This is a genomic window from Herbinix luporum, from assembly GCF_900070325.1.
In the GTDB taxonomy this organism is placed as follows: Bacteria; Bacillota; Clostridia; order Lachnospirales; family Lachnospiraceae; genus Mobilitalea; species Mobilitalea luporum.
Genome location: NZ_LN879430.1, coordinates 1,406,443 through 1,430,874, shown reverse-complemented (window position 1 = coordinate 1,430,874; position 24,432 = coordinate 1,406,443). Strand labels below are relative to the sequence as shown.

Genomic DNA, 24,432 nt, shown 5'->3' with positions numbered 1-24,432 from the left:
AAAGGAGAAATACCTCATGAACTGGCTAAAAGGACCTACTAGTAAAAAATATCGAAATAACTTATTTAAAATCCTCCTGATAAGTATTCTCGTTGTTGCAATTTTACAATTGATTTATATAACAGGTGGAACCAAGATGGTATTTGTACAATTATTGTATATACCAATAATTCTATCTTCACTTTTTTGGGGAACTTATAGCGGCTTAATAGCAGGAGTAGTTTGCGGTATATTAGTAGGACCTTTCATACCTCTAGATGTTCCAAATGGTATTATGCAGGATCCAATAAATTGGATTTCTCGTTTATTAATATTTTTATTGATAGGTTTTTTAACGGGATATATGTTTGAAAGAATAAATAGATTAAACCTAAAAAGTCCTTTTTACAATCTTCCCAATGCCCAGAAGCTTTTACGTGATATTGAAGAAAGAAGTAAATCAAAAGAGAAATTTAAGCTATTTTCAATAAAGTTAACCAACCTTAATGATATAGAAAAATACGTTGATAATAAATTAGTATTTGCTATAGTAGATAATTTGGCCAAGAAGTTAAGTCACTGTTGTGGACGAAATGCCATTTACTCTTATGAAAAAGATGAATTAATTATACTGGCATGTAAAAGTTGCAATTACGACTATGAAGAAAAAATAAAGGAAATTTTAGAAGATTATTTTGATTTCCCTGTTTCTATGGGGGGATATAAAATTAGAGTATCGTTAAAAGTCGGTATTTATGAGTATAAGGGGGAAGAAATTACACCAATTGAAATATATAATAAAGCCCGGATAGCTTATGAACAAGGAGAAGAAAAGGAATCAGGCCTTTATTATTACAATGTTGACTTAGAAAGCAGAAGAAGAGAAGTTCAAAATATCACCGGTTCACTGCTTGAATCTATTGATAGAAATGAATTGTATGTAATGTACCAGCCTAAAATTGATATCATTAACAATAGGATTTCCGGTGTTGAAGCCTTGGTAAGATGGAAAAGAAACGGTAATGAGCATATCGGGCCAAATATCTTTATTCCAATCGCAGAAGAAATCGGATTTATTAATAGAATTGCTAAATATGTTTTTGACAGTGCAACAACACAGATAAATAATTGGAAAAGTAAAGGGATAGATTTAAAATGTTCTATTAATACCTCTGTAAACGAATTAATCGACGATAACTTTACTGCATGGGCTAAAGATATTATTACCAGCAAAAATCTTGAACGATTAGATTTTGAAATTGAAATTACAGAGAGAGCCATAGCCTATGATGATAAAAAATTAATAGAAAAAATGTACTTTTTAAAAGAATTAGGATATAAAATTTCTATTGATGATTTTGGAACCGGTTATAACTCCCTTATGAGTATAAATGAAATACCTTTTGATAAATTGAAAATCGATAAATACTTTATTGATAGGATTCATAAGATTGAAATTGAGGAACTGGTGAAGCATTTTATAGAATATGCCCATACATTTGATAAGATTGTAATAGCTGAAGGTGTTGAAACAGAGGAACAATTAAATATACTTAAAAGACTAAACTGTGACGAAGTCCAAGGATATTACTATAGTAAGCCCTTATTGCCGGAGGAATTAGTAGAGTTCTACATAAATTTTAATAAGGGCAATCTAATAAAGAAATAAGAAAGCTATTAATAAAGTATATCTTGTACTAAAAAACAAAAGGGAAATTTAAGAACATGTATAACAAAAGTAGCACAATCGCAAACATTGGGTTATGTCTATTGTAACTTGGCTGGCGTAGAATTATCTCGGAGGTGCTAATAATGATATTTTCCGAAAAACTACAACTTTTAAGAAAAAATAAAGGCTTCACACAGGAAGAATTGGCTGAGAAACTTAATGTATCAAGACAGGCCGTTGCTAAATGGGAGTCAGGACAGGTTTATCCGGATATTTCAAATTTAATTCAAATTAGTAATCTATTTAATGTGACTGTGGATTATCTGGTTAGAGATCAAGAGTGTATGATCAATGTTTCATCTGATACAAAGACAGATTTAGACCAACTGATAGATTTCAGACTTGAAGCAAATAAAAACACATATGCAGCATTTATGAATGAAACTACTTCAACAAGATTTGATTCCCATGATTATCAGTATACAAATGGACCTTTCATATATCATGATACATATGTGGGAGGAGAACAATTTGCAGGGCAGGAGGCTATTTGGAAAGATGGAAAAGCCGTTTATGCCATGAATTATCTAGGACGGGTTCTAAAAGATAAGTTTAGTGGAAACTTTTTAAAGGAAGCTCTTAGAAAAGCAGATAAAAATATGCCCTATCGAGGTCCAGAATATTATCAATCGGGAGAATACTTGTATAAATGTAAAGTTGCGGGGGATTTTACTTGGTTTCAGGGGTATGAAGAAATCTACTGTAATGAGATAAAAGTATATGAATGTTATTTTCATGGGGGACTAATGCATTAAGGTAGGTAATAAGGTTAAAACATAATATTCATTTTAATAACCTCTTTATTAATTACAAGATTATATACTTGGTGATAATGAAATGAAAATTTCAGTTGTAATAATCTTGTAGTAATAATGAGGTTGTTTTTAAACTAATTATATGGATGTTTTTAACTGAATAGTTTATTTAATAAATTGAAGGAGATAAAATAAAGATTTATAATTACAGGTAAAACAGGGGAAATTCTATATTAGTACATAAAAAATAATTAAAAGATACAAGGTTCAAGAAATTAAATTACAAAAATTGATATTAAAAGGAATGTAAGTTGTATGATGATATTCGAAAAGATTAAACAAGAAATCATGAATGACCCCATGAACGAATCTTATACAAAAAAAGGGATACCACCATTATTTAAAGCTTCAGTTGAGGCACGGATTGCCATAGTCGGACAAGCACCTGGACGAAAAGCAGAAGAAACCCGTTTATTTTGGAATGATTTAAGTGGTGACCGGTTGAGAGAATGGATTGGGGTTTCTCGAGAATTATTTTATACAACAAATCGTATTGCCCATTTACCTATGGATTTCTACTATCCAGGAAAAGCAAAAAGTGGTGACATTCCTCCTAGGAAGGGGTTTGCAGAAAAATGGCATCCGATTATACTAAAGGAAATGCCAAATATTGAAACAATAATTCTTGTTGGAAGCTATGCACAAGAATACTATCTAAATACACGACGTGAGAGAAATTTGACTGAAACCGTGAGAAATTACCATAAATACTTACCGGAATATTTTCCCTTGGTTCATCCTTCACCATTAAATCTCGGTTGGTTGAAACGTAATCCATGGTTTGAAAATGAAGTTTTGCCTGTTTTAAAGGATATAGTAAAAAGTAAGTTATAGTAATGATAATAGATTTAATACAGATGATAATATTTTTGAAGATTAAATATATGATTATTTTGGAGTTTAGTCCATAAAAGTATTGACTAAAATTGACAAAAGCATATAATTTTATTAATATTATAATTTATAAGTTTGAATAGTTTTTCTGTAATGGCTCATTTCAAAGCAAAAGTAATGTCGATTTTATATCAGGGAAAGGATTGATAAGCTTTAACCCAGATATTTCATGGAGGTGGAAAATGGAAATACTAAAATGTAGCAATGTAGAAAAAGTATTTGGAAAAGGTAACAATCAGGTTCATGCACTTAATGGAATTGATTTTTCTGTTGATAAAGGGGAGTTTGTGGCTATAGTCGGAGCCTCAGGTTCCGGCAAATCAACCTTACTACATATTATAGCCAGTATTGATAAAGCTACAAAAGGAACTGTAATCGTAGATGGTGTGGATATTAGTAAACTAAATGCCACATCTGCCGCCATTTTTAGAAGAACTAAGGTAGGACTAGTCTATCAATTTTATAATCTGATTCCTACTTTAACGGTGAGAAAAAATATCCTTATGCCTATAATTCTGGATAAAAGAAAACCGGACAAAGAATACTTTGAGAAAATTGTAAGCATTTTGGGAATTACTGATAAACTGGAGGCTTTACCACATCAACTATCCGGAGGACAGCAGCAACGTGTTGCCATTGCCCGTTCTTTGATTTACCGGCCTGTACTACTACTTGCTGATGAGCCCACCGGAAATCTTGACAGTAAAAATTCAAAGGAGATTATTGAGCTTCTAAAGCAGTCTAACCATGATCTTAAACAGACAATCCTTTTAATCACCCATGATGAAAAGATTGCACAGGAAGCAGATCGTATTATAACCATTGAGGATGGAAGAATTATCAAGGATCAGAGGCGAGGTGAATAATATGTGGAAGGATTATTGTGCCAGTTATATTAAGAACAACCGTGCTTCTAGCCTGTCAATCATGGTGGCTGCTTTTATCTCCACATTCTTTTTGTCTTTCTTATGCACTCTCTTTTATAATTCTTGGATATCTGAGATTGATATGATTACTCTAGAGGAAGGGGATTGGCAGGGACGAATTGTGGGAGATATAGATGAAGCAGATATAAATACAATTCAGGATTTTCCTAATGTGAAAAGGGTTCTGGTAAATGAAGACTTGTCCCAAGGGAAGAAAATAGTAGTTGATATTTACTTTAACAACATGAGGACAATTTACCAAGATTTGCCCCAAATTATTAATAAGTTGGGATTGGAAGCAGATGCAGCCTCATATCATTCTCTACTTTTATCTAGATATTTAATTCATGATCCCTCTGACAAGGAGCCGCCCCTATTGCTTTCATTTTATCTAGGGGTGTTATTTATTGTATCATTTTCACTGGTTTTGATTATTCGAAATTCTTTTGCAGTGTCTATGGGTGCAAGGATACATCAATTCGGTATCTTTTCCAGCATTGGAGCTACTCCGAAGCAAATTTTGGCTTGTCTGCTTCAAGAAGCTGCCATACTTTGTGTAGTACCGATTTTGCTAGGTTATTTGTTGGGGATTTTTGCTTGTGTAGGTGCCTTAGAGGGAGCAAATTATATAGCCAAGGATATAGCGGGCCGCTATGAGGGTACTTTTTGTTACCATCCCCTTATATCTGTGATTACTATTTTAGCTTCGGTATTGACGGTGTTTTTCTCTGCCTGGCTGCCTGCCAGAAAAATCAGCAAACTTACACCACTAGAAGCCATATTAGGTACAAACAAGTCTATGCTAAAAAGAAAAAGAAATCCTCGAATACTATCTAGAATGTTTGGCATGGAAGGAGAGCTAGCTGCAAATGCCCTAAAGGCTCAAAAAAAGGCACTACGTACATCTTCCTTATCTTTGACATTGTCTTTTCTGGGATTTACATTGATGATGTGTGTGCTTACCCTTATGGATATTAGTACAAAGCATACTTATTTCGAAAGGTATCAGGATGCATGGGATGTAATGGTGACTGTAAAGGATACCAAGATAGAAGAATTTGATTACACGGACAAGCTCCGTGGGCTTGAAGGAGTTCGGGACATAATTGTTTATCAAAAGGCAAAATCAATAATTTCAGTTTCAGAAGATTGGATCAGTGATGACTTAGTTAAACTTGGCGGTTTAGAGAAGGTTGCAGGGAAATCTGTAACTAAGAGTGACGGTTCATGGCTAATAGAGGCTCCTATTGTAATAATGGATGATGAGGCATTTAAAGAATATTGTAAAGAAATCGGTATACAGCCTAAGCTGGAGGGAACAATCATTTTGAATGAAATATGGGATAGTATAAACAGCGTTTTTCGTTATAGAAAATATATACCCTTTGTGAAGGAAAATAGAGCAACAATTAACTTGAAAAATACTGAAAAAAATCAAGAAGCAGATAAAATCCCTGTGCTTGGTTTTACTCAGCAAGTTCCGGTTTTACGGGAAGAATACTCCGATTATTCATTGGTACAATTTATTTCCCAGTCTTTATGGGAAAAAATATCGGGACAAGTAGAAGGTGCTGAAGCAGACACCTATATTCGAATACTGAGCCGAGAAGGGGTTACTCTTGAAGAATTGAATGATTTGGAAGATAACATAGCACAACTTATAGGTACAGCATATGAAATAGAAAGCGATAATCGAATTCAAAATAAGATTACTAATGATAAAATTTTTAAAGCTTATAAGTTAGTATTTGGTTCCCTTTGTTTCTTACTTGCAGTTATTGGAATTGCAAATGTATTTTCCTATACACTTGGTTTTATATATCAGAGAAAGCGAGAATTCGCTCAGTATATGTCCGTTGGACTCACTCCGTTTGGTATGCGAAAAATATTTATTATTGAAGCCTTAGTTATTGCAGGACGCCCGCTTCTAATAACACTTTTGCTTACTGGGATATTTGAGGTATTTGCAATAAAGGCCAGCTATTTAAATCCCATGGAAGTATTAACAAAGTTACCGATATTACCTATTTTACTGTTTAGCCTTGTTATCATTGGCTTTGTTGCTTTAGCTTATTATATTGGAGGCAAACGTCTTTTGCAGTGTAATCTAAATGAAGCATTGCAAAATGATACCCTTATATAAGGGATTTACTAAATCCAATATCGAATACCTATTTGCTATTTACATATGTTGAAAATTAAAAATAACTTTAAATAGAAATATTACTATAATAAAGGATTTCCAAGTTTCAATTATACGGAGTATAATTTTTATACGGAGTATAATTTTTATACGGAGTATAATTTTTATACGGAGTATAATTTTTATACGGAGTATAATTTTTATACGGAGTATAATTTTTATACGGAGTATAATTTCGGTGCTTTTTATACTTGGAAATCCTATATTTTTGATTTAAAGATTTGTTAGAACTTATTAGATTCCAATTTCTCATCAAATTTAAGCTCTATAATATCATGTCGATTATATCTGTTATTTCTTGGGGGAGGGGTCATATAGTCACCATAAAAATAAGTTAGATATTCCTTATATCCTTTAGGAACCTTAAACATATGGCCTTCAAATTCTAGTTCATCAACTTGCAAGACCCAAGATGTTTTTATGGTTTCTTTCTTATATCCATATGCACCGCCGACTGCATGCACATGCTCAGTTTGTTTAGAGTTATATTTTTTTGATATTCCTTCATATCTCTTTTTAATTTCTTTTAAAGACTTATTTTTTACACTTTTCTTTAACAAGGTATAAACTAGTCTTTTTATGTATTTATAATTAATTGATATACTATACATGCATAATTCAAAAATTAAATACTGATAAAACTTCAACCTATATTCATGAATTAATCTTAGGACTTTATTATTTGGAACATTATCAAAAGGAAAAATATCTATAAATATTCCGGGATGACATCTTACATCTTTTGATTTTCTTTCAATGTATTTTGTACCCTTCTTTCTTATTTTTCCAAATGGCAACCCATAACCGGAAGATACATCCCAAGTCTCTAGATAATATTTATCATTTAAATCCTTAGATGCAATTTCCAAAAATTTTGCATAGTCCTTTCTTAACATACCTATATCCATATCATCATCCCAGGGGATAAACCCTTTGTGTCTTACAGCTCCAAGTAGTGATCCTGCTATTAAAAAATAATTAATATTGTTTTCATCACAAATTCTTTTAACTTCATTAGCAATTTCAAGCTGTATTTTATGAATTCTTGCTAATTGTAAATCATCCATATATCTTACCCCTTCCCCAAGAATACATATTAATCAATATTTACCAATACAGTATTTAAACTAATAAGATAATAAAAGTAACAGGTATTCTTTTAATATGGCTATGGTTAATCTTAGTTCATTATGACAAACTAGATTAAAAAAATGGACAGAGACATAATAAGCCTGAAATAGGCAAGCCCAGGTTTTTAGACTTAATATTTACGAGATAATGTCAACTTTACTTGAAATTAATTACATATACGACTACAATAATATTGGTCAATTTTTCTGTAAGGTATTTTAAAACTTAAGCAGGTAAATATAATCTTGCTATTATCTGCAAAAAAACTCTTTACAAAATTAATATGGAAATTGTATTATAGAGAAGTTGGGCCAGTGTACGGCAGTGAATTATAATACTTTATGTAAGATGAATTATCTGCCAGATAAGGTGAGATACTACAAAAGTAATGACAAGAGGGAGAAATACAATGGAAATTTTAATGAATTTACTACTTATGTTAGGTGGAGTCGCTGTATTTATGTTCGGCATGAAGCAGATGAGCTCTGGCTTGGAGAAAAGTGCAGGATCTGGAATACGAAATCTTTTTAAAAAATTTAATAAAAACAGAGTATTTAATTATGGAATTGGAATCGGAGCTACCGCACTTGTTCAATCATCTTCAGCCACATCGATTATGACGGTAGGACTTGCTCATGCCAATATTGTAACAGTAAAGCAAGGCTCAGGATTTATCCTAGGGGCAAAAGTAGGTACCACGCTTACAGCATTTATATTTGCCCTTTCAGGTATCAGCAAAGGTGGTTTTAGCATAAGCAATGTTTTTGCAGCCATTGCCTTCGTAGGTGTCATGATAGTTTTTTCCACTAGCAATGAAAAATTGAATAAAATTGCACCATTTTTTATCGGATTTGGAATGCTCTTTATCGGTATGGAGGTAATGGAAAACGCAATTGGCGGAGCAGATTCGACCCTTAGTATTCAATTATCTAAAGTATTCCAATATGAAATTATGCAAAACCCTATATTGCTAGTGATATTAGGAATTCTCTTTACTGCCATTATACAATCATCTTCGGCAGCAACTGGTGTTTTTATAGCTTTCTTGGCTACGGGAGTTATTCACAGTATAGATCAATCGTTTTTCTTAGTAATGGGAGCAAATATAGGAACCTGTTCCGATGGTATTATGGCTTCCTTGACTACCAATGCCAACGGGAAACGTATCGCATTATTCCATCTGATTACCAGTGTAATTGGTGCGATTATGTTTTTAATTATTTTGATTATTTTCAGGACACCCATCACTAATATTTTTGAAAGTCTTTTCCCCAGAAAGCCTCAATTTAGTCTTGCAACATTTAACTTGATATACAATGGACTTTACACCTTAGTTTTGCTTGTGTTTATAGATCCATTAGTCAATTTAGTGACAAGACTTGTGAAAGATAAGGAACAGGAGTTAGAAGAAGTATCATATATTGATGAGCGTTTCTTGAAAACTCCGGCTGTTGCTATTGAACAAGCATTAAGGGAATTGTACGATATGGCAATTCTTGCAAAGGAGAACCTTGATCGTTCTTTTGCTTCATTGGTCAATGAAGATATGAGTGAAAGCAAAAAAATTGCAGAGGTAGAATATAGGATTGATTTCTTAACAAATAAGCTCACAAGCTTTTTCATAAAAATATCATCAGTTACTAAATTCGATGGTGATGAGAAACTTATTGGCGGATTGCATCATGTAACAAATGATATTGAACGTTTGGGGGATTATGCGGTGCTTTTGGTAAAAGAAACAAGCTATATGAAGGATAATGAAGTAAAATTTTTAGATCAAACTAAAGAAGAGCTTAGCCAAATCTATGGACATATATCAGAAATGTTTGATTTAGGCTTTGACGCATTTACAAGGCGTAGAACCGAAAACTTTAGAACAATTTCTAATATTCACAAAGAAATAAAAAAATTAATATCCTCTACACGTAATGAACATGTGGCACGTTTAAGTACCGGTATGTACCCTGTTGAGGTATCAAAGAGTATTTACTCTGTTTTGTTTTCATTACAAAGAATATCGGATCATATAGTAAACATCGCTTTCTCAATCAGGTCCACCACCGGAAGCAAAACAGAAGCTTTGCAAGCAATTGAAAAAGAGAAGAAATAAACAAATAGCTAGAAACAAAGGTTTCCAGACTTTCAGTATAATTACTGATAGGTGGAAACCTTATTTTTACCTTACAGGGTGGGAATTACATACATAATATTAGTCCACATATTGACTGTAATCTGTATAGTGCATATAATCTTATTAACAACATTGTTAATATTATTGTAATCATCCATATGCACTTACAGCCTATATGAATATTGCTTCATGTCTATATAATATGCGACGATACAAAGAGGCATATGCTATATACGATGAAATATATGAAGTAAGAAAGTCAATATTAGGTAATATGCATCCTGATACATTGGCAGTAGAGTTCTATCTGGCGAGATTGAAATTTATGAATGGAAAAAAAGATGAAGGAATTGAATTAATGAGTGAAGTATATAAAAAAAGGTGTTTGATTCTTGGCAAAGACCATTTGGATACAAAAAGATCAATAAAGACTCTTGAAGAAATGCATAGGAAAAACACTAATTGAACTTACACCCTCGGTATGCGTTAAAGTTTGCATATCGGGGGTATAGTTCTTCATATATAAGTAATTTTGAAATTGTGATTGCATTCTTGCATTTTATATTATCAAATAAACTACTCCACCGATAATACCTGAGCCTAGCATTACAAAAATAGGATTTGGTTTCCACTTCCGTAAAATTAATATAGACAGGATAAATAAAAAAACTGAAACAAAGTTAATATTTTGTGGATTTATTGAAAAGCCCCCTTCTCCCCAAATAGCCAGCTTAAAAATTGACATCCCTGCTGATGCAATAAGGGCTACAATGGCAGGTCTTAAACCGGACAATACTCCTTGTATTACGGTCAACTCTTTATATTTAAAATAAATCCATGCTAAGACTGAAACAATAACACAAGATGGAAGGATACATCCAAGGGTAGCAATAATAGCTCCCGGAATACCGGCAATTCTAATCCCTACAAAAGTGGCGGAATTAATTGCAATAGGTCCCGGTGTCATTTCTGCAATAGTGATTAGATCTGTAAATTCCCTTAATGTCAGCCATTGGTGTAGATTTACTACTTGATTTTGAATTAGTGGTATAGCAGCCATGCCCCCACCTATACTAAACATTCCAATTTGAAAAAAGCTCCAAAAGAGTTTTAAGAGTATCATTGAGAATCACCTTCCTTTTGGATTTTTCTTATTTGAAGCAGCATCTTGGCTGCTCCGATAAACCCACATACTAAAATAATATATATAACATTAATCCCTAGGAAAAATGTAGCTACAAATGCACCTACCATGATTATAGCAAACACTATGTCCTTTTCCTTTAAAACATTATCTCCGAGATTCAAAACCACATCAGCAATTACAGCGGCAATGCCTGCTTGCATCCCTTTTAGTACAGAATTTACAACGATATTATCACGAAAAGCCGCATAAAAAAAAGAAATAATAGTAAGAGTAATAATGGGTGGTAAAATGGTGCCTAGAATAGTTACTAGGGCACCTAATATCCCTGCCACACGGTAGCCTAACAGTATTGCTGCATTGACTGCCACTGCTCCCGGTGAAGATTGTGCAATTGCTGCCAAATTCAGCATTTCATCCTCTTTAATCCACTGTAAATCATCTACAAATTTCTTTTTCATCAATGGAATAATTACAAATCCTCCCCCAAAGGTAAATGCACTTAGATAAAAAGTAGAAGTAAATAGTTTCCTGTAAATATGTTTTTTGTTTTTCAAGTCAACAGACCCTCCTTTCATATTATTATACAACTTGAGTTGTTATATATAAAATAGTATTATTATATATAGTTCATAAGATATTTATTATAAGATAGGAGGTTTCAATGACATTAAGGCATCTTAAAATATTTGTCACCGTATGTGAAACCGGCAGTGCAACAGCAGCTGGAGATAAGCTACATATTGCACAGCCTTCAATTAGTCTGGCAATTTCAGAACTTGAAAATTATTATGGTATTAAACTATTTGATCGCATAGCAAAAAGACTACATATTACAGAGGCTGGTAAAAACTTTCTCCAATATGCTACACATATAGTGGGATTATTTGAGGACATGGAAAAGGAAATCAAAAACTTTGATGCAATTGGAATTATCCGTATTGGAGCAAGTATTACCATCGGAAATTATTTATTGCCTGCTTATATAAGCCAATTTAAGAAAACACATCCTCAGATAGATATTAAGGTAATCATTGATAATTCAGAAAAAATTCAACAATATATATTATCAAATAGAATTGATATTGGCTTGATTGAGGGGGCCGTTCATAGCTCTTATATTAAGTTTCACAAATTTCGTGATGATGAATTAGTAATGATTTGTGGGAACAATCATCCCTTTGCTAAAAAAGCTATTGAGATTACAAAACTTAAAAGTGAAAGTTTTATTTTAAGAGAAACTGGAAGTGCTGGGCGGGAAATTTTTGACAGTATAATGACTTCCCACGGAATAGAAATTGAACCTGCATGGGAGAGTATTAGTACTCAAGCAATTGTAAGGGCAGTTCAGGCTAATTTAGGAATTTCTGTACTACCTTATTTATTGGTAAAGGATTCTCTTGAACGTAAAGAAATCTCTCAGTTTCATATAAAGGGAATAGGATTTCTTAGAAGTTTTTCTGTAATATATCATAAGAATAAATTTCTAACAGAAAGTGCGAAAGATTTTATTACCCTTTGCAAATAAATTTATGCTATTTATATTTAGATTGCAGCCGATTAAGATGAATAAATTCTTAATTGGCTTTTTATAGAAGTAATATTGACATATGTCATTAATAATATATAATATATAGCATAAGCGGGCATATGTCAATAATGCGGAGGTGATTAGTAATTACATGTTCAAAGGAAGATTATCTACGGGTTATTTTTGAGTTATCTAAATTTAACAAAGAAATACGATCATCAGATATTGCTGACAAGCTTGGAATTACAAGGGCTAGTGTAAGCAGAATGATGTCAGAATTAAAAAATGCTGGTTTAATTGAAAAAGAAAAATACGGGAGCATCGCTCTTACAGAAAAAGGATACAAGCTTGCTGCACAAATAAAAAAGAAACATGACCTTATAGTATTATTTTTAGTTGACGTTCTAGGAGTAAGCAAATCAATTGCTAAAAAAGATGCCTGCAAAATGGAGCATGCTATTAGCCAAGAAACAGCAGAAAAGCTAAATAATCAAATAAGTAAAGCATTAAAGATAAGGAAGTTATAATGACTAGAAAAGATGGAATTGAAATATGTGAATGGATCAAATGCTGTTTACTAGATAAAAAGATTGGAGGAGAAAAGATGATTAAAATTGCAGTAGCAAGTGAAGATGAAATGATTACCAAACATTTTGGACATTGTGATAATTTTAATATTTTTGAAGTTGATAATAATCTAATAGTTAAAAGTGAGTCTATACCCAACCCGGGACATAAGCCTGGTTTTTTTCCTAACTTTTTAAATGATTTAGGGGTTAATGTGATAATTTCAGGAGCCATGGGAGGCGGAGCCATTGATATCTTCAATGAGAAAGGTATAGAGGTTATAATTGGAGCAAGAGGTAATGCCAAAGCAGCGGCAGAAGCATACTTACAAGGCTCATTAAAATCTACAGGAACTATTTGTCATAAACATCAGAATCATGATGAATGTAGCCAATAGTATTATATAAAGTTGAAAATAGTGCTTACATAAACAGTGCTTACATAACAAGATGTATGTAGGCACTATTTTTATGTAAAACAATATGTTCCCAAGGATAAAATTAAAAATGCCCAATATAAAAACATATACTTTAACTCAGGATATACTGTTAATGGCAGGAGCCGAGGATCATATTTAATAAAGTAATAATACAAGATTGATTCTATAAAAACATCTTTTAACTATTAGTTATGGGATGTTTTTATTTGAATATTAGATAAAAATACAAAACAAATATACAAATTAGATAAATATCTAATTTGTATATTGACATTAGATAAATACTGTAATATTCTATAGTAGAAAACATTAGGGAGGATTAACAAATGAATTTTAAACTTATGAAACAAAAGGATTTTTCTTTATTAATATTAGGTAAGTTGGTTTCCTTAGTAGGAAGTAATATGCAACAGTTTGCCCTATCCTTATATGTACTAGAAATTACAGGTTCGGCCACTATATTTGCATCTATATTATCAGTATCCATATTACCTAGATTATTATTGTCTCCTATAGCTGGAGTTTTTGGTGATTGGTTTAATAGAAAAAAGACCATAGTTTTATTAGATTTTATAAACGGTATTATCTTAGGAATATTTGCTCTAATATATATAACAAGTGGCAGCTTAACTGTTTTCTTAATCTGTATTCTGGTTATTTTGCTTGAAATAACAGAGATATTTTTTAACTCAGCAATGTCTGCAGTTTTACCTAGCTTAGTGAAGAAGGACCAGTTAATGGACAGTTACAGTATTTATTCCTGTGGGGCAAATGATTTTTGGAATTTTATATGATATAATTAACCCGAGTGTTGTTATAATCATCAGTGGATTTATATTAATGATAGCTATTGCCTTATATAAGAAGACTTTACTTAGTTATGATGAAAGAGAATTAGAATCGGAATTTGAAGCTTAGAATAGTATTAATATGAGAGGTATAAAAGATGAATTTTAGGTTTTATCCCATAGAAAGTAGAATATATGATTTTTTAGAGTTTCCAAGCCTAGTATTTGCTAAAAAGCGTTATGAAGAATTAAATAAAGATGATGAATTTAACGTACCTTCCTTAGCAGATTATTTAGATTTCTTAAATAAAGTAGATCTAAAGCTACAGCCCTATATAAAGGATATTGAATTTTTTTATATGAAAAATTTCCATGGAGATTTTAATTTTATAGGTTTGATTACCAATCTATATAGTATAATCGGCCATAAAAGTGAAAAAGAATATTTGGATATGTTATTAGGACTAAGTGAAAAGGAAATAATCACAAGTATAGTATATTCAATAATTTCTGATAATGAAAATAGTCTAGAATACTCTAAGGAGATTATGAGTAAGGCTGAAACTCTTAGTTTAAATAAAACCAAACTAATATCTCTTATAAAGGATTTGCCTACTGAGGCAGCTTCAAAATGGAATTTGTTTCTGATTATAGAAGAGCCTGTTAAATATATGAAAATGTATGTTGACTTAATGTATAAAATACTAGATATTTTTTCGGCTTTCTATGATTTATATGAAGAGGAAGTAAGTAGTTATGGTAAGTATTTAGTTGAATTTTTAAATAAAAATGGGGCAAAGGGAATTGAAGAAAAGACTAACTCCATATTGGATTCAAATATTATTAATGACGGAGAAAATCGTATTTTAATATCTTGCGTACTTCAATTTGCCATATCCATATTAGGTGTAGGTGACAATAGCTATATTGCCTGGGGACTTAAGATGGAAGAAGCCTTAATGAGACGGAAGCAGATAAATGAGAATAAGATTAATGAGAGAGTGCAGGTATTTAAAAACTTAGGGGATAAGACTAGATACGAAGTAATAAGGCTAATAGCATCCGGTGTAACATCTACTAAGGAAATAGCCAAGGCTTTAGGTGTATCAAGTGCAACCATTTCCTATCATTTAAATAATTTATTGCAGTGCAAGATTATAAAAATGGATAGAAGTGAAAATCGATATAGTTATGTTGTAGATTATAATTTACTTGAAGAAATAGTTAATGGATTAAAAGATGATTTAAAAAGTTATACTTCGCCCAATTAGAAAATCATTTCTATTATTTATAAAAAGCATCTATCAAATGATAGCTGCTTTTTTGTATTTATAATATTTCAGATGAAGTTGGAAATATTGGATGTTTTAAATATATGGAAAGACCTAAAAAAGATAACAAAAAGTACAATTTATTCATAATAATGTAAATAAATGGTTGATGCCTGTACAAAATTATTATATACTATGATTATTAATTACTTGTATATGTCTCAATAACTTTAAAAAATTAAGAAAAGGAGGTATCACATGAAAAAAAACAGGCTTTTGTCTATTCTATTAGTACTTGCCGTGGTATTTATTTCTATGTCTCCAAAAGCAACTGCACAAACTAACAAAATTAAGGGTAGTGAGGTTGTGGTAATAGGAGATTCATTTTTGGCTATGTCACATGATATAACCAAACGGTTGGAGGAACATGCCAAGAGAGAGGGAATTTTAGATGCTAATGATAGTTTCCGAGATTTATCTGTAAGCGGTACAATGCTCAGTGGTGGAATATCACCGGATATTCCTACACAGTACCGGAATGCTCTAAGGTCAGGAACTGTAAAGTATGTTATTATGGATGGTGGAGGAAATGATTGCATAGCCGGAAATGTAGATAGGGCGGCTGAAGCAGCAAGAAATTTAATAAATGAGATGGGAAGAAACGGAACAATAAAAGTGTTTTATCTCTTCTATCCGGATCCGGTTGGAGGTTTGGCCGGTATGTTAAAGCCAAATCTTGATAGATTAAGACCTCAAATACAAAATATTGTAAGCAGTTCAACTACCCCAAAGGGATATTTTTATGACCTGAGACCTACTTTTGAAGGAAAATATTCATCATACATAATGTCCGACGGCATACATCCCACAAGAGAAGGAAGTTATGCGGCTGCGGATGCCATATGGGAAGAAATGAAGAGAGTCGGATTTTTTGAAGTTTCTGAAACTATAAAATATGGAGATTGTAATAATGACGGAAATATCGATGCTTTAGATTTCGCATTATTAAAGCAATATCTGATAAATTCTGAAGAAGATTATAATCCTGTAATGGATCTTAATGCAGATAATACAATTGACGCTTTGGATCTCGCTGTTTTTAAGAAGTACCTGTTGCGAATGATTACCATCTTACCGGATACCTAAAATCTTAATAGCTTAAATATTTACTGAATTAGTTATAATAATAATTAGATTAATATAATAGAGAGCTGATGTAAAACTTTATACTAGTTTTGCAGCAGCTCTTTATTATGGTTGATAAAGAAGTTTTAATTATATCTATAACCTATGGTATAATTACATAAAAATCTACTTGCTACTATAAGACAGAAGGGAGAAAGTTTTATGGAATTTAAATTTACAATGCCAACCGAAATATATTTTGGTGAAGAAGTGATTTTAAAGAATAAAGAAGTATTTAGTGCAATCGGCAAGAAAGCTTTAATTGTTACAGGGAGAAACTCTGCAAAAAAAAATGGTTCCTATGACGATGTAAAGACTGCCTTAACTACAACAGGAGTAGAACATATTCTTTTTGATGAAGTAGAGGAGAATCCATCATTAGAAACCATAGAAAAAGGAAGTTATATAGGAAAGATAAACAATGTGGATTTTGTTATAGGCATCGGTGGAGGATCTCCCATGGATGCTGCAAAGGCGGTAGCCGTATTTATTAAAAATCCAGATGTCAATAAGGAAAATATATTTAGCAGTGGAAAGTTAGAAAGTATTCCGGTGGTGGCGGTAGCTACAACTTCCGGAACAGGTTCAGAAGTTACCCAGTACAGCATAGTGACTTCTATTAAGGAAAAGACTAAGAAAAACCTAGGACAAAGTATATTCCCCAAAGTTGCCTTTTTGGATAGTAGATATACTTATGACCTACCTTATGATATTACTGTTAATACTGCCATCGATGCATTTACCCATTTAGTAGAAGGCTACTTAAACACCAATAGTACTTATATGTCAGATATCTATGGAGAGAAAGGCTTTGAGCTGTTTAAATATTGTTTTGAAAGATTAGTAAATAAAGAATTGACAGTAGAGTTTAGAAATAAAGTCATGATGGCATCAGCTTTAGCTGGAATACAAATTGCTCAAAATGGAACATCCCTACCCCATGGAATGGGTTATCCCCTTACTTATTTTAAAGGACTACCACATGGACTTGCCAATGGTGTTTTGACTATGGAGTATCTAAAAAGCTTTAAGGATAAAACAAAGATAGAAAGAATGTTAAATATTTTAGGCTTTAGTAATTTGGAAGAATTAGAATCTATATTTAACAGATTAATTGATGTAAAGATTGAAATAACTGAAGATGAGATTAATGAGTACTCAAAAAAATTTTTTGCCAACAAGAAAAAGCTGGAAAATCATACGGAAGAAGTAAGTCTTGAAGATATCATAAATATTTATAGAAAGAGTTTGCTTAAAAACTAATAATAAAAAAGTCCTTTTGTCTCTTATTAGAGAAAGAAGGACTTTTATTATAATTATAACTAAATGTTTAAATTTCTTATATTTAAGCAAGAATGATATATTATACTCAAAGTAATAGAGCTTAAAATAAGATTGAAATATTTACAAAATAATATTATAAATCGACTTGTTGAAATCTTTTTGCTGATATTCTAAATGCAAGTAAGATACTAAATATATAGAATATTATTCCTAGAATTAATATAGGAAGCTGCTGCAAGATTATATTAGGTTCGACACTATCAAGCCATTGAAACTTTGGAATATGCACAAGGACTTCCATGATAATTACTCCAAGGGTAGCCGGTATAATTGCCAGTATAAAAGCTTTACCCACTTTATAGGCGGTTTTAAAAAACTGTGTCAGAAAAATCAAATCAAATATGGCGTAAATTATAAATCCAAAACCATAGTAAGCTAGGTTTGCTTCAATACCGGCCGGGTTGCCATCAGGTAATACATAAAGCCTTAATACAGCAAAAGGCAGAGAAATAAGTAATTGGGTCATTTGAGCTAAAACTATAAGTAAGACTTTTGCTTTTACAGTATCTTTCTTTTTCACCGGCAACAAAGAAGTGTAGTATATATCATTGGTTTCTCGTCCGTACATAAAGCTAATATATGGTCCTAAGCAACCAAATATAAACACCATACCATAAGGATATGCAGGAACAATTACTAAGGCTCCAAGCAAGGTAAATATATATAAATTAGGGTGTGTGGCTAAACGTAATTCCTTGTATAAAAGATTAAACATTATATCTTCTCCTTTCAGTCCTAATCATAATCTCTTCCAAAGATAAGTCAGCTTTATCATCTGCTTCTTTAAGATGTTGAAAGGATTTAATAAAATCAGATTTTTCGGCACTTTTTAAGAGTTTACCATCCTTAATATAGGTAATATAGTCTGCACATTTTTCTAAATCAGATGTGATATGGGTAGAGAATAAAATACTTATATTTTTACTTTCTACCAGTTGCCGAAATAACTCTAATATATCATCCCTAGATACCGGATCTAAACCACTTGTAGGTTCATCTAAAATCAAAAGTTTAGCATTATGGGATAAGGCCAAGGCTAACATATATTTAACTTTCATACCTGAGGAAAGTTCCTTTACCTTTTTATGAGTCAGTAGGGAAAATTCATTTATATATTTTTGATATGCCCGATTATCCCAGTTTTTATAGAAAGCTTTTGTAACAGCTGTAATATCAGCTAATTTTTTATGATTATAAAAATCAATTCCTCCTAAAACCACACCAAGATCTTGTTTACATCTTTCTTCATTCTTCCTAAAATCCATGCCAAACATTTCAATAGTACCATGGTCAGGATTAACTAAGTTTAGTATGGATTTTAAAGTTGTGCTTTTTCCTGCACCATTTTTTCCGATAAGCCCCATTATTTTACCTTCTGGGACAGCAAAGCTAATATCTTCTAGTAAAAAATTTGGATACCTTTTAGTAAGTCCTTTTACGGTCAGTATATTCATGTTCAATTACCTCCCTTATTCTTTGCTTATTCTTTGAGAAAATTATCTATAACATGTCCGGTCATATGAAGAAAGGTTTGGCTATCTATAAGGGCAATTCCGGAACTTCCTGGATTGGTGTCTCCTAAAACTACTAAACTATCCCCAGGTTTAAGATTAAAAGTATCCCTAGCCTTCTTTGGCAATACGATTTGTCCTCTTTCTCCCAAGGTTACAAGATCAAACAAATGTTTGTTTTTTGGAGGAATAGGCATACCTTCTTCTTCAGGATCAAAACGGACCAAATCATTTAGTGAAACATCATACAAATCAGCTAAAGCTTCGCATTTTATTATGTCAGGGAGAGAATCACCGTTTTCCCACTTTGCAACAGATTGACGGCTAACTCCGATTTTTTCAGCAACTTCTTCCTGTGATAGACTATGACGGTTTCTTAAGTACCTAAGATTTGCCGCAATATTTTTCTTCGAACTATTCATATTTTTCATACCTCCTAAGTATATAATAAACCATTAAACATATAAGTTAAACCAACTTAAATTCACAAGTTATGTTAAGATTAGTTGCATAAAAAATGCAATCACACTGGGCTTCCTTATAAAAGGCAAGCGGTATGATTGCAATATTATATAATTAATATATTGTAATTAAGAGATTTACTTATTTAATAAGTTTTGATATTGTTTTAAAAACCTCTCCCTTTGCAATTCTTGTTAGTTCAAAAAGTAAGGCTTCATATGTGGTAATAATTGCACCTTCCATGGTGGCTCTTCTAACCCCAATTTTTTTATCATTTGGTTTTCTTGAGCCTATACAATCTTCAACTAAGATAACATTAAAACCTTTTTCAATTAAATCAATAACAGTCTGAAGTACGCAAATATGTGCTTCAATACCACAAATAATAATATTTTTCTTACCTATTTCCTTTATCTTATTGGATATGGTTTCATCATCCATACAGCTAAAAGCTACCTTATCTTCATAAGTAAAATCATCACCAAAAATTTTAGTGATTTCTGGCACTGTCATACCAAGTCCCTTTGTATATTGCTGGGTAACCACCATGGGGATATTAAGGGTCTTAAGACCTTTTATTAATAATTCAGTATTATGAAGAAGCTCTTCGTTTTTATACATTACCGGCATAAGCTTTTCTTGAAAGTCTATTACTAGTGCCATAGTATCTTCTGCTAAAATTCTCATCTTCTTGCTCCTTATCTATTATTTTATCCTAATAAACAACTTGATTATAGCATTCACCTTACATAGGGGCAAGGTAAAATAAGCTTAATAATATCTGCCTAGTTATAAAAAAGAGAAAGAAATTTATGTTTATTTGAAGTATAGCCTATGGTACAATGATAATAATTATAGGAGTTTTACATCCAAAAGGAAGTGATCCCATGGACAAATTTGAAAAATTAGATATATATCAAAATATAATCAATGAATTAAGGTCATTTGAGAAAGAAATGTTGAAAATAAAAAAGGGAGGCAACTAAAATGTTATTTATAGAATATCCAAAATGTTCAACCTGCAAGAAAGCTAAAAAATGGTTGGATGAACATAAGATTGAATACACTAATCGCCACATAGTGGAGGATAATCCAACTTACGAGGAATTGAAAAAATGGTATAAAATAAGCGGTTTGCCATTAAAGAAGTTTTTTAATACTAGCGGTATTCTATATAGGGAAATGAATTTAAAGGATAAATTGCCTAATATGAGCGAAGTAGAGCAACTAAGACTGCTATCTTCAAACGGAATGCTAATTAAACGGCCCTTAATAGTTAATGATGAAGAGATACTTATAGGCTTTAAGGAAGACAAATGGGCAGAAGCTTTGCTATAAAATGAGAAGAATATTTAAGAAGAAATGATATAGGAGGAATAATATTGAAGTTTATTTCATGGAATATTGATTCATTAAATGCAGCATTAGTAGGTACTTCGGAACGAGCCAAGTTATCTCAAAATGTAATTGATACAATTATAGAATATAAGCCGGAAGTTATTGCTTTACAAGAAACAAAGCTGTCTGCCGACGGTCCCAATAAAAAGCATAAAGAAATTTTAAAGGATAAGTTTCCTGATTATGAGATAGTATGGAACAGTTCAGTAGAACCGGCCCGTAAAGGCTATGCAGGTACTATGTTTTTGTATAAAAATAATTTAACTCCATCGGTTACTTATCCTATAATAGGAGCACCTGGTACCATGGATGCTGAAGGACGGATTATTACTTTAGAATTTGATAAATTCTACTTAACACAGGTTTATACACCCAATGCAGGGGATGGCCTTAATCGTTTAGAAGAACGTCAAGTATGGGATATAAAATATGCCGATTATCTTGAAAGCCTAGATAAAGAAAAACCGGTTATTGCAACAGGGGATTTTAATGTGGCACATAAGGAAATTGATTTGGCTCATCCCAATAGCAACCGTCGTTCTGCCGGTTTTACCGATGAAGAGCGTCAAGGGTTCACTAATTTATTGGCCAGAGGTTTTACCGATACATTCCGTTATATTCACGGTGATGTAACAGGGGTCTATACCTGGTGGGCTCAGCGGGCCAAAACCAGCAAGATTAATAACTCCGGCTGGAGAATTGATTATTGGCTGGTCAGTGATAGAATAGCCGAAAAAGTAATTAAATCTGAAATGATTGATTCAGGTCCAAGACAAGACCATACACCGATATTACTTGAAATTGACCTGTAGATAGTCGAATGTATCATCTAAATCTATAAAACCATTATATAAAAAACTGCTTTTATAGGTTAATTTATTTATAGTGTAGAAAAATAATATATGTTAAGATTTAATGGGAACCTCTAATCTTGTTATTTAAGGATTTGGTACTAAAATAACAAGAAGCAGGTTCTTTTAAATGTGATATAAGTTATGTGCTGTAGAAGTACGGAGGATAATTATGAAAGGTAAGGCAAGTATTGCTATCATACTTTTTTTAATTGTTATTATGACATCTTTCTTTATAATTAGGTCAAATGCAAGTAAAAGAATAAAAAACAATGAAATTCAAGGGGAAGAGTTGGTAATATACAGTGCTCATCCCATAGAACTTCTCCGGCCCCTAATTCAAGAATTTGAATCTAGAACCGGCATATGGGTTAGGGTCAAAAGCGGAGGTACCGGAGAATTGATTAATCAAATTGAATCAGAACAGGATGAACCTGTGGCTGATATATTATGGGGAGGATCATTATCCACCTTGAAGCCGCAAATGTATCTATTTGAAGAATATATTTCTAAGAATCAAGAATTTATATTTGATGAATTTAAGAATGATGAAGGAATGCTGACAAGATTCTCTGACGTACCCAGTGTTCTTATGATTAATACGGATCTTATTGGGGATATAATAATAAATGGATATCAAGACCTATTAAATCTTAATCTAAAAGGGAGTATTGCTTATTGTAGTCCTTCAATATCCTCATCTGCTTATGAGCATTTAATTAACATGTTATATGCTATGGGGAAAGGAAACCCTCAAGAGGGGTGAATGTTTATTATGTATGCCATTATACCTGCATTTTGCATTACTTTATCATGTTTGCTTTTAATTATGGGTATTTGTAACCGATACGATCTTAACCATAAAACCCGATGCAATAATAGCCCGTACAGAATTTTTAATAGGTGGCTTTTCAGGTGTAACAATGGACAAACTGGCTTTTGCAGGGACATTTATTCTTGGGGCCTTTATTATATCATTGGTTCTAAGTTACGATATGAATATTCTTGCCTTAGGGGATGATACTTCCAAATCCTTAGGCTTAAAAGTAGCCACCCTTCGATTTACCTTCTTAATCCTTGGGGCAGTCCTTGCAGGAAGTGCCATAAGTTTTGCCGGTTTAATAGGTTTTGTGGGTTTAATAATTCCTCATGTATCAAGGCTTTTTGTGGGATACGATAATCGAGTTTTACTTCCTGTATCTGCCCTGTTAGGAAGCATTTTTACTATATTTTGTGATTTGTTGGCCCGGGTACTATTTGCACCCTTTGAAATTCCCGTAGGAATTATTCTGTCTTTCTTAGGAGGTCCGTTTTTTATATACCTATTAATAAAAGGTAAGAGAGGTCAGCTTTATGATTAGATTAGACAAGATATCTGCAGGTTATAATAAAGTAGAAATTATTAAGAATATCAATATAAGCTTTAAAGAAGGTAATATTACAAGTATAATTGGCAAAAACGGCTGCGGAAAAACCACCTTATTAAGAACGGCATCTAATATTTTAAAACCCTTTGGTGGGGAAATTACCATAGGGGGTAAAGATATTAAAAGTTTTAAAAATAAGGAGCTGGCTAAAAAACTATCCTTTCTACCACAGATAAGAACTGTACCCAATATAACGGTTTATCAGTTGGTTATGCACGGCAGATATCCCCATTTAGGTTTTTCCCGAACACCTAAGAATGAGGATAAAGAAATTGTAGAAAAAGCCATAGAAGATATGAGATTAAATAAATACCTGGATAAGAATCTTCAAGAGCTTTCCGGGGGACAAAGGCAAAAGGTATATATAGCCATGGTTTTAGCCCAGGATACTGATATTGTATTCTTGGATGAACCAACTACCTACTTAGATGTTAATCATCAGTTAGAAATACTTGAGATAGTTAAAGAATTAAAGAAGATGGGTAAAACCATTATAATGGTTCTACATGATTTAAATAATGCACTTACTTATTCCGATCAAATTTGTTTGATGGAGAATGGAGAGATAGTAATCTATGATAGTCCACAAGCTGTATATGAAAGTAAAGAAATAGATAGAATTTTTAAAGTAAGCTCACAGCAGGTAGAAGTAGGTGAGGATGAGAAAAAACAGTATGTATTCTATATATAGTAGATCACACTAATA

At 32.3% G+C, this 24,432-nt stretch carries 25 protein-coding genes and 1 pseudogene; 19 read left to right on the top strand and 7 right to left on the bottom strand.

The window, feature by feature from the left end; translation table 11 throughout:
- Positions 1-16 precede the first annotated feature (16 nt).
- The 5 genes from SD1D_RS06610 to SD1D_RS06590 all read left to right on the top strand — a co-directional run bounded on the left by SD1D_RS06610 (position 17) and on the right by SD1D_RS06590 (position 6,486).
- Positions 17-1,648 (top strand): EAL domain-containing protein, encoded by a 1,632-nt coding sequence (locus tag SD1D_RS06610; protein WP_058258207.1) that lies wholly within the window; start codon positions 17-19, stop codon positions 1,646-1,648.
- A gap of 143 nt (positions 1,649-1,791) precedes the next feature.
- Positions 1,792-2,463: a DUF5680 domain-containing protein gene (locus SD1D_RS06605; RefSeq protein ID WP_058258206.1), complete on the top strand. Its 672-nt coding sequence runs from the start codon at positions 1,792-1,794 to the stop codon at positions 2,461-2,463.
- Positions 2,464-2,778: 315 nt separating this feature from the next.
- Complete coding sequence (locus SD1D_RS06600; protein WP_058258205.1) at positions 2,779-3,357, top strand: uracil-DNA glycosylase family protein; 579 nt, start codon at positions 2,779-2,781, stop codon at positions 3,355-3,357.
- A gap of 242 nt (positions 3,358-3,599) precedes the next feature.
- Positions 3,600-4,283 carry an ABC transporter ATP-binding protein gene (locus SD1D_RS06595; protein ID WP_058258204.1) on the top strand — a complete coding sequence of 228 codons (684 nt, stop codon included), beginning with the start codon at positions 3,600-3,602 and terminating at the stop codon, positions 4,281-4,283.
- A 1-nt stretch (position 4,284) separates the two neighbouring features.
- Complete coding sequence (locus SD1D_RS06590) at positions 4,285-6,486, top strand: ABC transporter permease (RefSeq protein ID WP_058258203.1); 2,202 nt, start codon at positions 4,285-4,287, stop codon at positions 6,484-6,486.
- A gap of 284 nt (positions 6,487-6,770) precedes the next feature.
- On the opposite strand, the gene SD1D_RS06585 is transcribed toward SD1D_RS06590, so the two are convergent.
- Positions 6,771-7,613 (bottom strand): LicD family protein, encoded by an 843-nt coding sequence (locus SD1D_RS06585; RefSeq protein WP_058258202.1) that lies wholly within the window; start codon positions 7,611-7,613, stop codon positions 6,771-6,773.
- A gap of 473 nt (positions 7,614-8,086) precedes the next feature.
- Between SD1D_RS06585 and SD1D_RS06580 the strand changes: the two genes are divergently transcribed.
- Together SD1D_RS06580 and SD1D_RS06575 are read left to right on the top strand one after the other, a co-directional pair.
- Entirely contained in the window at positions 8,087-9,787 is a 1,701-nt protein-coding gene (locus SD1D_RS06580; RefSeq protein ID WP_058258201.1) for a Na/Pi cotransporter family protein, read from the top strand.
- A 193-nt stretch (positions 9,788-9,980) separates the two neighbouring features.
- Positions 9,981-10,274: pseudogene (locus SD1D_RS06575) on the top strand (tetratricopeptide repeat protein); the annotation flags it as partial.
- Positions 10,275-10,367: 93 nt separating this feature from the next.
- Here the strand turns inward: SD1D_RS06575 and SD1D_RS06570 are convergent.
- The gene (locus SD1D_RS06570) at positions 10,368-10,931 is read right to left on the bottom strand and encodes a chromate transporter (RefSeq protein ID WP_058258199.1); all 564 of its coding nucleotides are present in this window, start codon (positions 10,929-10,931) and stop codon (positions 10,368-10,370) included.
- Positions 10,928-11,530 (bottom strand): chromate transporter, encoded by a 603-nt coding sequence (locus tag SD1D_RS06565; RefSeq protein ID WP_058258198.1) that lies wholly within the window; start codon positions 11,528-11,530, stop codon positions 10,928-10,930. The genes SD1D_RS06570 and SD1D_RS06565 overlap by 4 nt, the downstream gene beginning before the upstream one ends.
- An 86-nt stretch (positions 11,531-11,616) precedes the next feature.
- Here SD1D_RS06565 and SD1D_RS06560 point away from each other — a divergent pair, with 86 nt between their 5' ends.
- From SD1D_RS06560 to SD1D_RS06530, 7 genes are all read left to right on the top strand, one after another.
- Complete coding sequence (locus SD1D_RS06560; RefSeq protein ID WP_058258197.1) at positions 11,617-12,480, top strand: LysR family transcriptional regulator; 864 nt, start codon at positions 11,617-11,619, stop codon at positions 12,478-12,480.
- Between the two features lie 149 nt (positions 12,481-12,629).
- The gene (locus SD1D_RS06555; RefSeq protein WP_058258196.1) at positions 12,630-13,010 is read left to right on the top strand and encodes a metal-dependent transcriptional regulator; all 381 of its coding nucleotides are present in this window, start codon (positions 12,630-12,632) and stop codon (positions 13,008-13,010) included.
- Positions 13,010-13,447, top strand: coding sequence for a NifB/NifX family molybdenum-iron cluster-binding protein (locus SD1D_RS06550; protein ID WP_330398576.1), 438 nt, complete (start codon positions 13,010-13,012; stop codon positions 13,445-13,447). The genes SD1D_RS06555 and SD1D_RS06550 overlap by 1 nt, the downstream gene beginning before the upstream one ends.
- 368 nt (positions 13,448-13,815) lie before the next feature.
- Positions 13,816-14,283, top strand: a complete 468-nt coding sequence (locus SD1D_RS06545; protein ID WP_058258195.1) for an MFS transporter — start codon at positions 13,816-13,818, stop codon at positions 14,281-14,283.
- A 152-nt stretch (positions 14,284-14,435) separates the two neighbouring features.
- On the top strand, positions 14,436-15,548 hold the full coding sequence (locus SD1D_RS06540; RefSeq protein WP_058258194.1) for an ArsR/SmtB family transcription factor: 1,113 nt from the start codon (positions 14,436-14,438) through the stop codon (positions 15,546-15,548).
- Between the two features lie 258 nt (positions 15,549-15,806).
- Positions 15,807-16,694: a dockerin type I domain-containing protein gene (locus SD1D_RS06535; protein ID WP_058258193.1), complete on the top strand. Its 888-nt coding sequence runs from the start codon at positions 15,807-15,809 to the stop codon at positions 16,692-16,694.
- A 201-nt stretch (positions 16,695-16,895) separates the two neighbouring features.
- Entirely contained in the window at positions 16,896-17,996 is a 1,101-nt protein-coding gene (locus tag SD1D_RS06530) for an iron-containing alcohol dehydrogenase family protein (protein WP_058258192.1), read from the top strand.
- A gap of 154 nt (positions 17,997-18,150) precedes the next feature.
- Here the strand turns inward: SD1D_RS06530 and SD1D_RS06525 are convergent, their stop codons facing one another.
- The 4 genes from SD1D_RS06525 to SD1D_RS06510 form a co-directional block, all read right to left on the bottom strand.
- Complete coding sequence (locus SD1D_RS06525) at positions 18,151-18,792, bottom strand: ABC-2 transporter permease (protein WP_173803195.1); 642 nt, start codon at positions 18,790-18,792, stop codon at positions 18,151-18,153.
- A complete protein-coding gene (locus tag SD1D_RS06520) occupies positions 18,785-19,531 on the bottom strand; it encodes an ABC transporter ATP-binding protein (RefSeq protein WP_058258190.1) in 747 nt (248 codons plus the stop codon). Before SD1D_RS06520 ends, SD1D_RS06525 begins: the two co-directional genes overlap by 8 nt.
- A gap of 26 nt (positions 19,532-19,557) precedes the next feature.
- Complete coding sequence (locus SD1D_RS06515; protein WP_058258189.1) at positions 19,558-20,010, bottom strand: helix-turn-helix domain-containing protein; 453 nt, start codon at positions 20,008-20,010, stop codon at positions 19,558-19,560.
- A gap of 181 nt (positions 20,011-20,191) precedes the next feature.
- Positions 20,192-20,737: a hydrolase gene (locus tag SD1D_RS06510; protein WP_058258188.1), complete on the bottom strand. Its 546-nt coding sequence runs from the start codon at positions 20,735-20,737 to the stop codon at positions 20,192-20,194.
- 300 nt (positions 20,738-21,037) lie between these two features.
- Between SD1D_RS06510 and SD1D_RS06505 the strand changes: the two genes are divergently transcribed.
- The 5 genes from SD1D_RS06505 (at position 21,038) to SD1D_RS06485 (ending at position 24,417) form a co-directional block, all read left to right on the top strand.
- The gene (locus SD1D_RS06505) at positions 21,038-21,388 is read left to right on the top strand and encodes an arsenate reductase family protein (protein WP_058258187.1); all 351 of its coding nucleotides are present in this window, start codon (positions 21,038-21,040) and stop codon (positions 21,386-21,388) included.
- A 44-nt stretch (positions 21,389-21,432) separates the two neighbouring features.
- On the top strand, positions 21,433-22,260 hold the full coding sequence (locus SD1D_RS06500; protein ID WP_058258186.1) for an exodeoxyribonuclease III: 828 nt from the start codon (positions 21,433-21,435) through the stop codon (positions 22,258-22,260).
- Positions 22,261-22,471: 211 nt separating this feature from the next.
- On the top strand, positions 22,472-23,065 hold the full coding sequence (locus SD1D_RS06495) for a substrate-binding domain-containing protein (protein WP_058258185.1): 594 nt from the start codon (positions 22,472-22,474) through the stop codon (positions 23,063-23,065).
- 85 nt (positions 23,066-23,150) lie between these two features.
- Positions 23,151-23,660 carry a FecCD family ABC transporter permease gene (locus tag SD1D_RS06490; RefSeq protein ID WP_087758816.1) on the top strand — a complete coding sequence of 170 codons (510 nt, stop codon included), beginning with the start codon at positions 23,151-23,153 and terminating at the stop codon, positions 23,658-23,660.
- A complete protein-coding gene (locus tag SD1D_RS06485; protein ID WP_058258183.1) occupies positions 23,653-24,417 on the top strand; it encodes an ABC transporter ATP-binding protein in 765 nt (254 codons plus the stop codon). The genes SD1D_RS06490 and SD1D_RS06485 overlap by 8 nt, the downstream gene beginning before the upstream one ends.
- Positions 24,418-24,432: the final 15 nt, after the last annotated feature.

Bases quoted from the DNA above. Each gene is read 5' to 3' on its own strand.
- SD1D_RS06600 (WP_058258205.1), top strand. From the start codon at position 2,779: ATGATGATATTCGAAAAGATTAAACAAGAAATCATGAATGACCCCATG.
- SD1D_RS06515 (WP_058258189.1), bottom strand. From the start codon at position 20,010: ATGAATAGTTCGAAGAAAAATATTGCGGCAAATCTTAGGTACTTAAGA.
- SD1D_RS06595 (WP_058258204.1), top strand. From the start codon at position 3,600: ATGGAAATACTAAAATGTAGCAATGTAGAAAAAGTATTTGGAAAAGGT.
- SD1D_RS06535 (WP_058258193.1), top strand. From the start codon at position 15,807: ATGAAAAAAAACAGGCTTTTGTCTATTCTATTAGTACTTGCCGTGGTA.
- SD1D_RS06605 (WP_058258206.1), top strand. From the start codon at position 1,792: ATGATATTTTCCGAAAAACTACAACTTTTAAGAAAAAATAAAGGCTTC.
- SD1D_RS06540 (WP_058258194.1), top strand. From the start codon at position 14,436: ATGAATTTTAGGTTTTATCCCATAGAAAGTAGAATATATGATTTTTTA.
- SD1D_RS06570 (WP_058258199.1), bottom strand. From the start codon at position 10,931: ATGATACTCTTAAAACTCTTTTGGAGCTTTTTTCAAATTGGAATGTTT.
- SD1D_RS06485 (WP_058258183.1), top strand. From the start codon at position 23,653: ATGATTAGATTAGACAAGATATCTGCAGGTTATAATAAAGTAGAAATT.
- SD1D_RS06505 (WP_058258187.1), top strand. From the start codon at position 21,038: ATGTTATTTATAGAATATCCAAAATGTTCAACCTGCAAGAAAGCTAAA.
- SD1D_RS06520 (WP_058258190.1), bottom strand. From the start codon at position 19,531: ATGAATATACTGACCGTAAAAGGACTTACTAAAAGGTATCCAAATTTT.
- SD1D_RS06510 (WP_058258188.1), bottom strand. From the start codon at position 20,737: ATGAGAATTTTAGCAGAAGATACTATGGCACTAGTAATAGACTTTCAA.
- SD1D_RS06545 (WP_058258195.1), top strand. From the start codon at position 13,816: ATGAATTTTAAACTTATGAAACAAAAGGATTTTTCTTTATTAATATTA.
- SD1D_RS06560 (WP_058258197.1), top strand. From the start codon at position 11,617: ATGACATTAAGGCATCTTAAAATATTTGTCACCGTATGTGAAACCGGC.
- SD1D_RS06550 (WP_330398576.1), top strand. From the start codon at position 13,010: ATGACTAGAAAAGATGGAATTGAAATATGTGAATGGATCAAATGCTGT.
- SD1D_RS06495 (WP_058258185.1), top strand. From the start codon at position 22,472: ATGAAAGGTAAGGCAAGTATTGCTATCATACTTTTTTTAATTGTTATT.
- SD1D_RS06580 (WP_058258201.1), top strand. From the start codon at position 8,087: ATGGAAATTTTAATGAATTTACTACTTATGTTAGGTGGAGTCGCTGTA.
- SD1D_RS06590 (WP_058258203.1), top strand. From the start codon at position 4,285: ATGTGGAAGGATTATTGTGCCAGTTATATTAAGAACAACCGTGCTTCT.
- SD1D_RS06565 (WP_058258198.1), bottom strand. From the start codon at position 11,530: ATGAAAGGAGGGTCTGTTGACTTGAAAAACAAAAAACATATTTACAGG.
- SD1D_RS06610 (WP_058258207.1), top strand. From the start codon at position 17: ATGAACTGGCTAAAAGGACCTACTAGTAAAAAATATCGAAATAACTTA.
- SD1D_RS06525 (WP_173803195.1), bottom strand. From the start codon at position 18,792: ATGTTTAATCTTTTATACAAGGAATTACGTTTAGCCACACACCCTAAT.
- SD1D_RS06585 (WP_058258202.1), bottom strand. From the start codon at position 7,613: ATGGATGATTTACAATTAGCAAGAATTCATAAAATACAGCTTGAAATT.
- SD1D_RS06530 (WP_058258192.1), top strand. From the start codon at position 16,896: ATGGAATTTAAATTTACAATGCCAACCGAAATATATTTTGGTGAAGAA.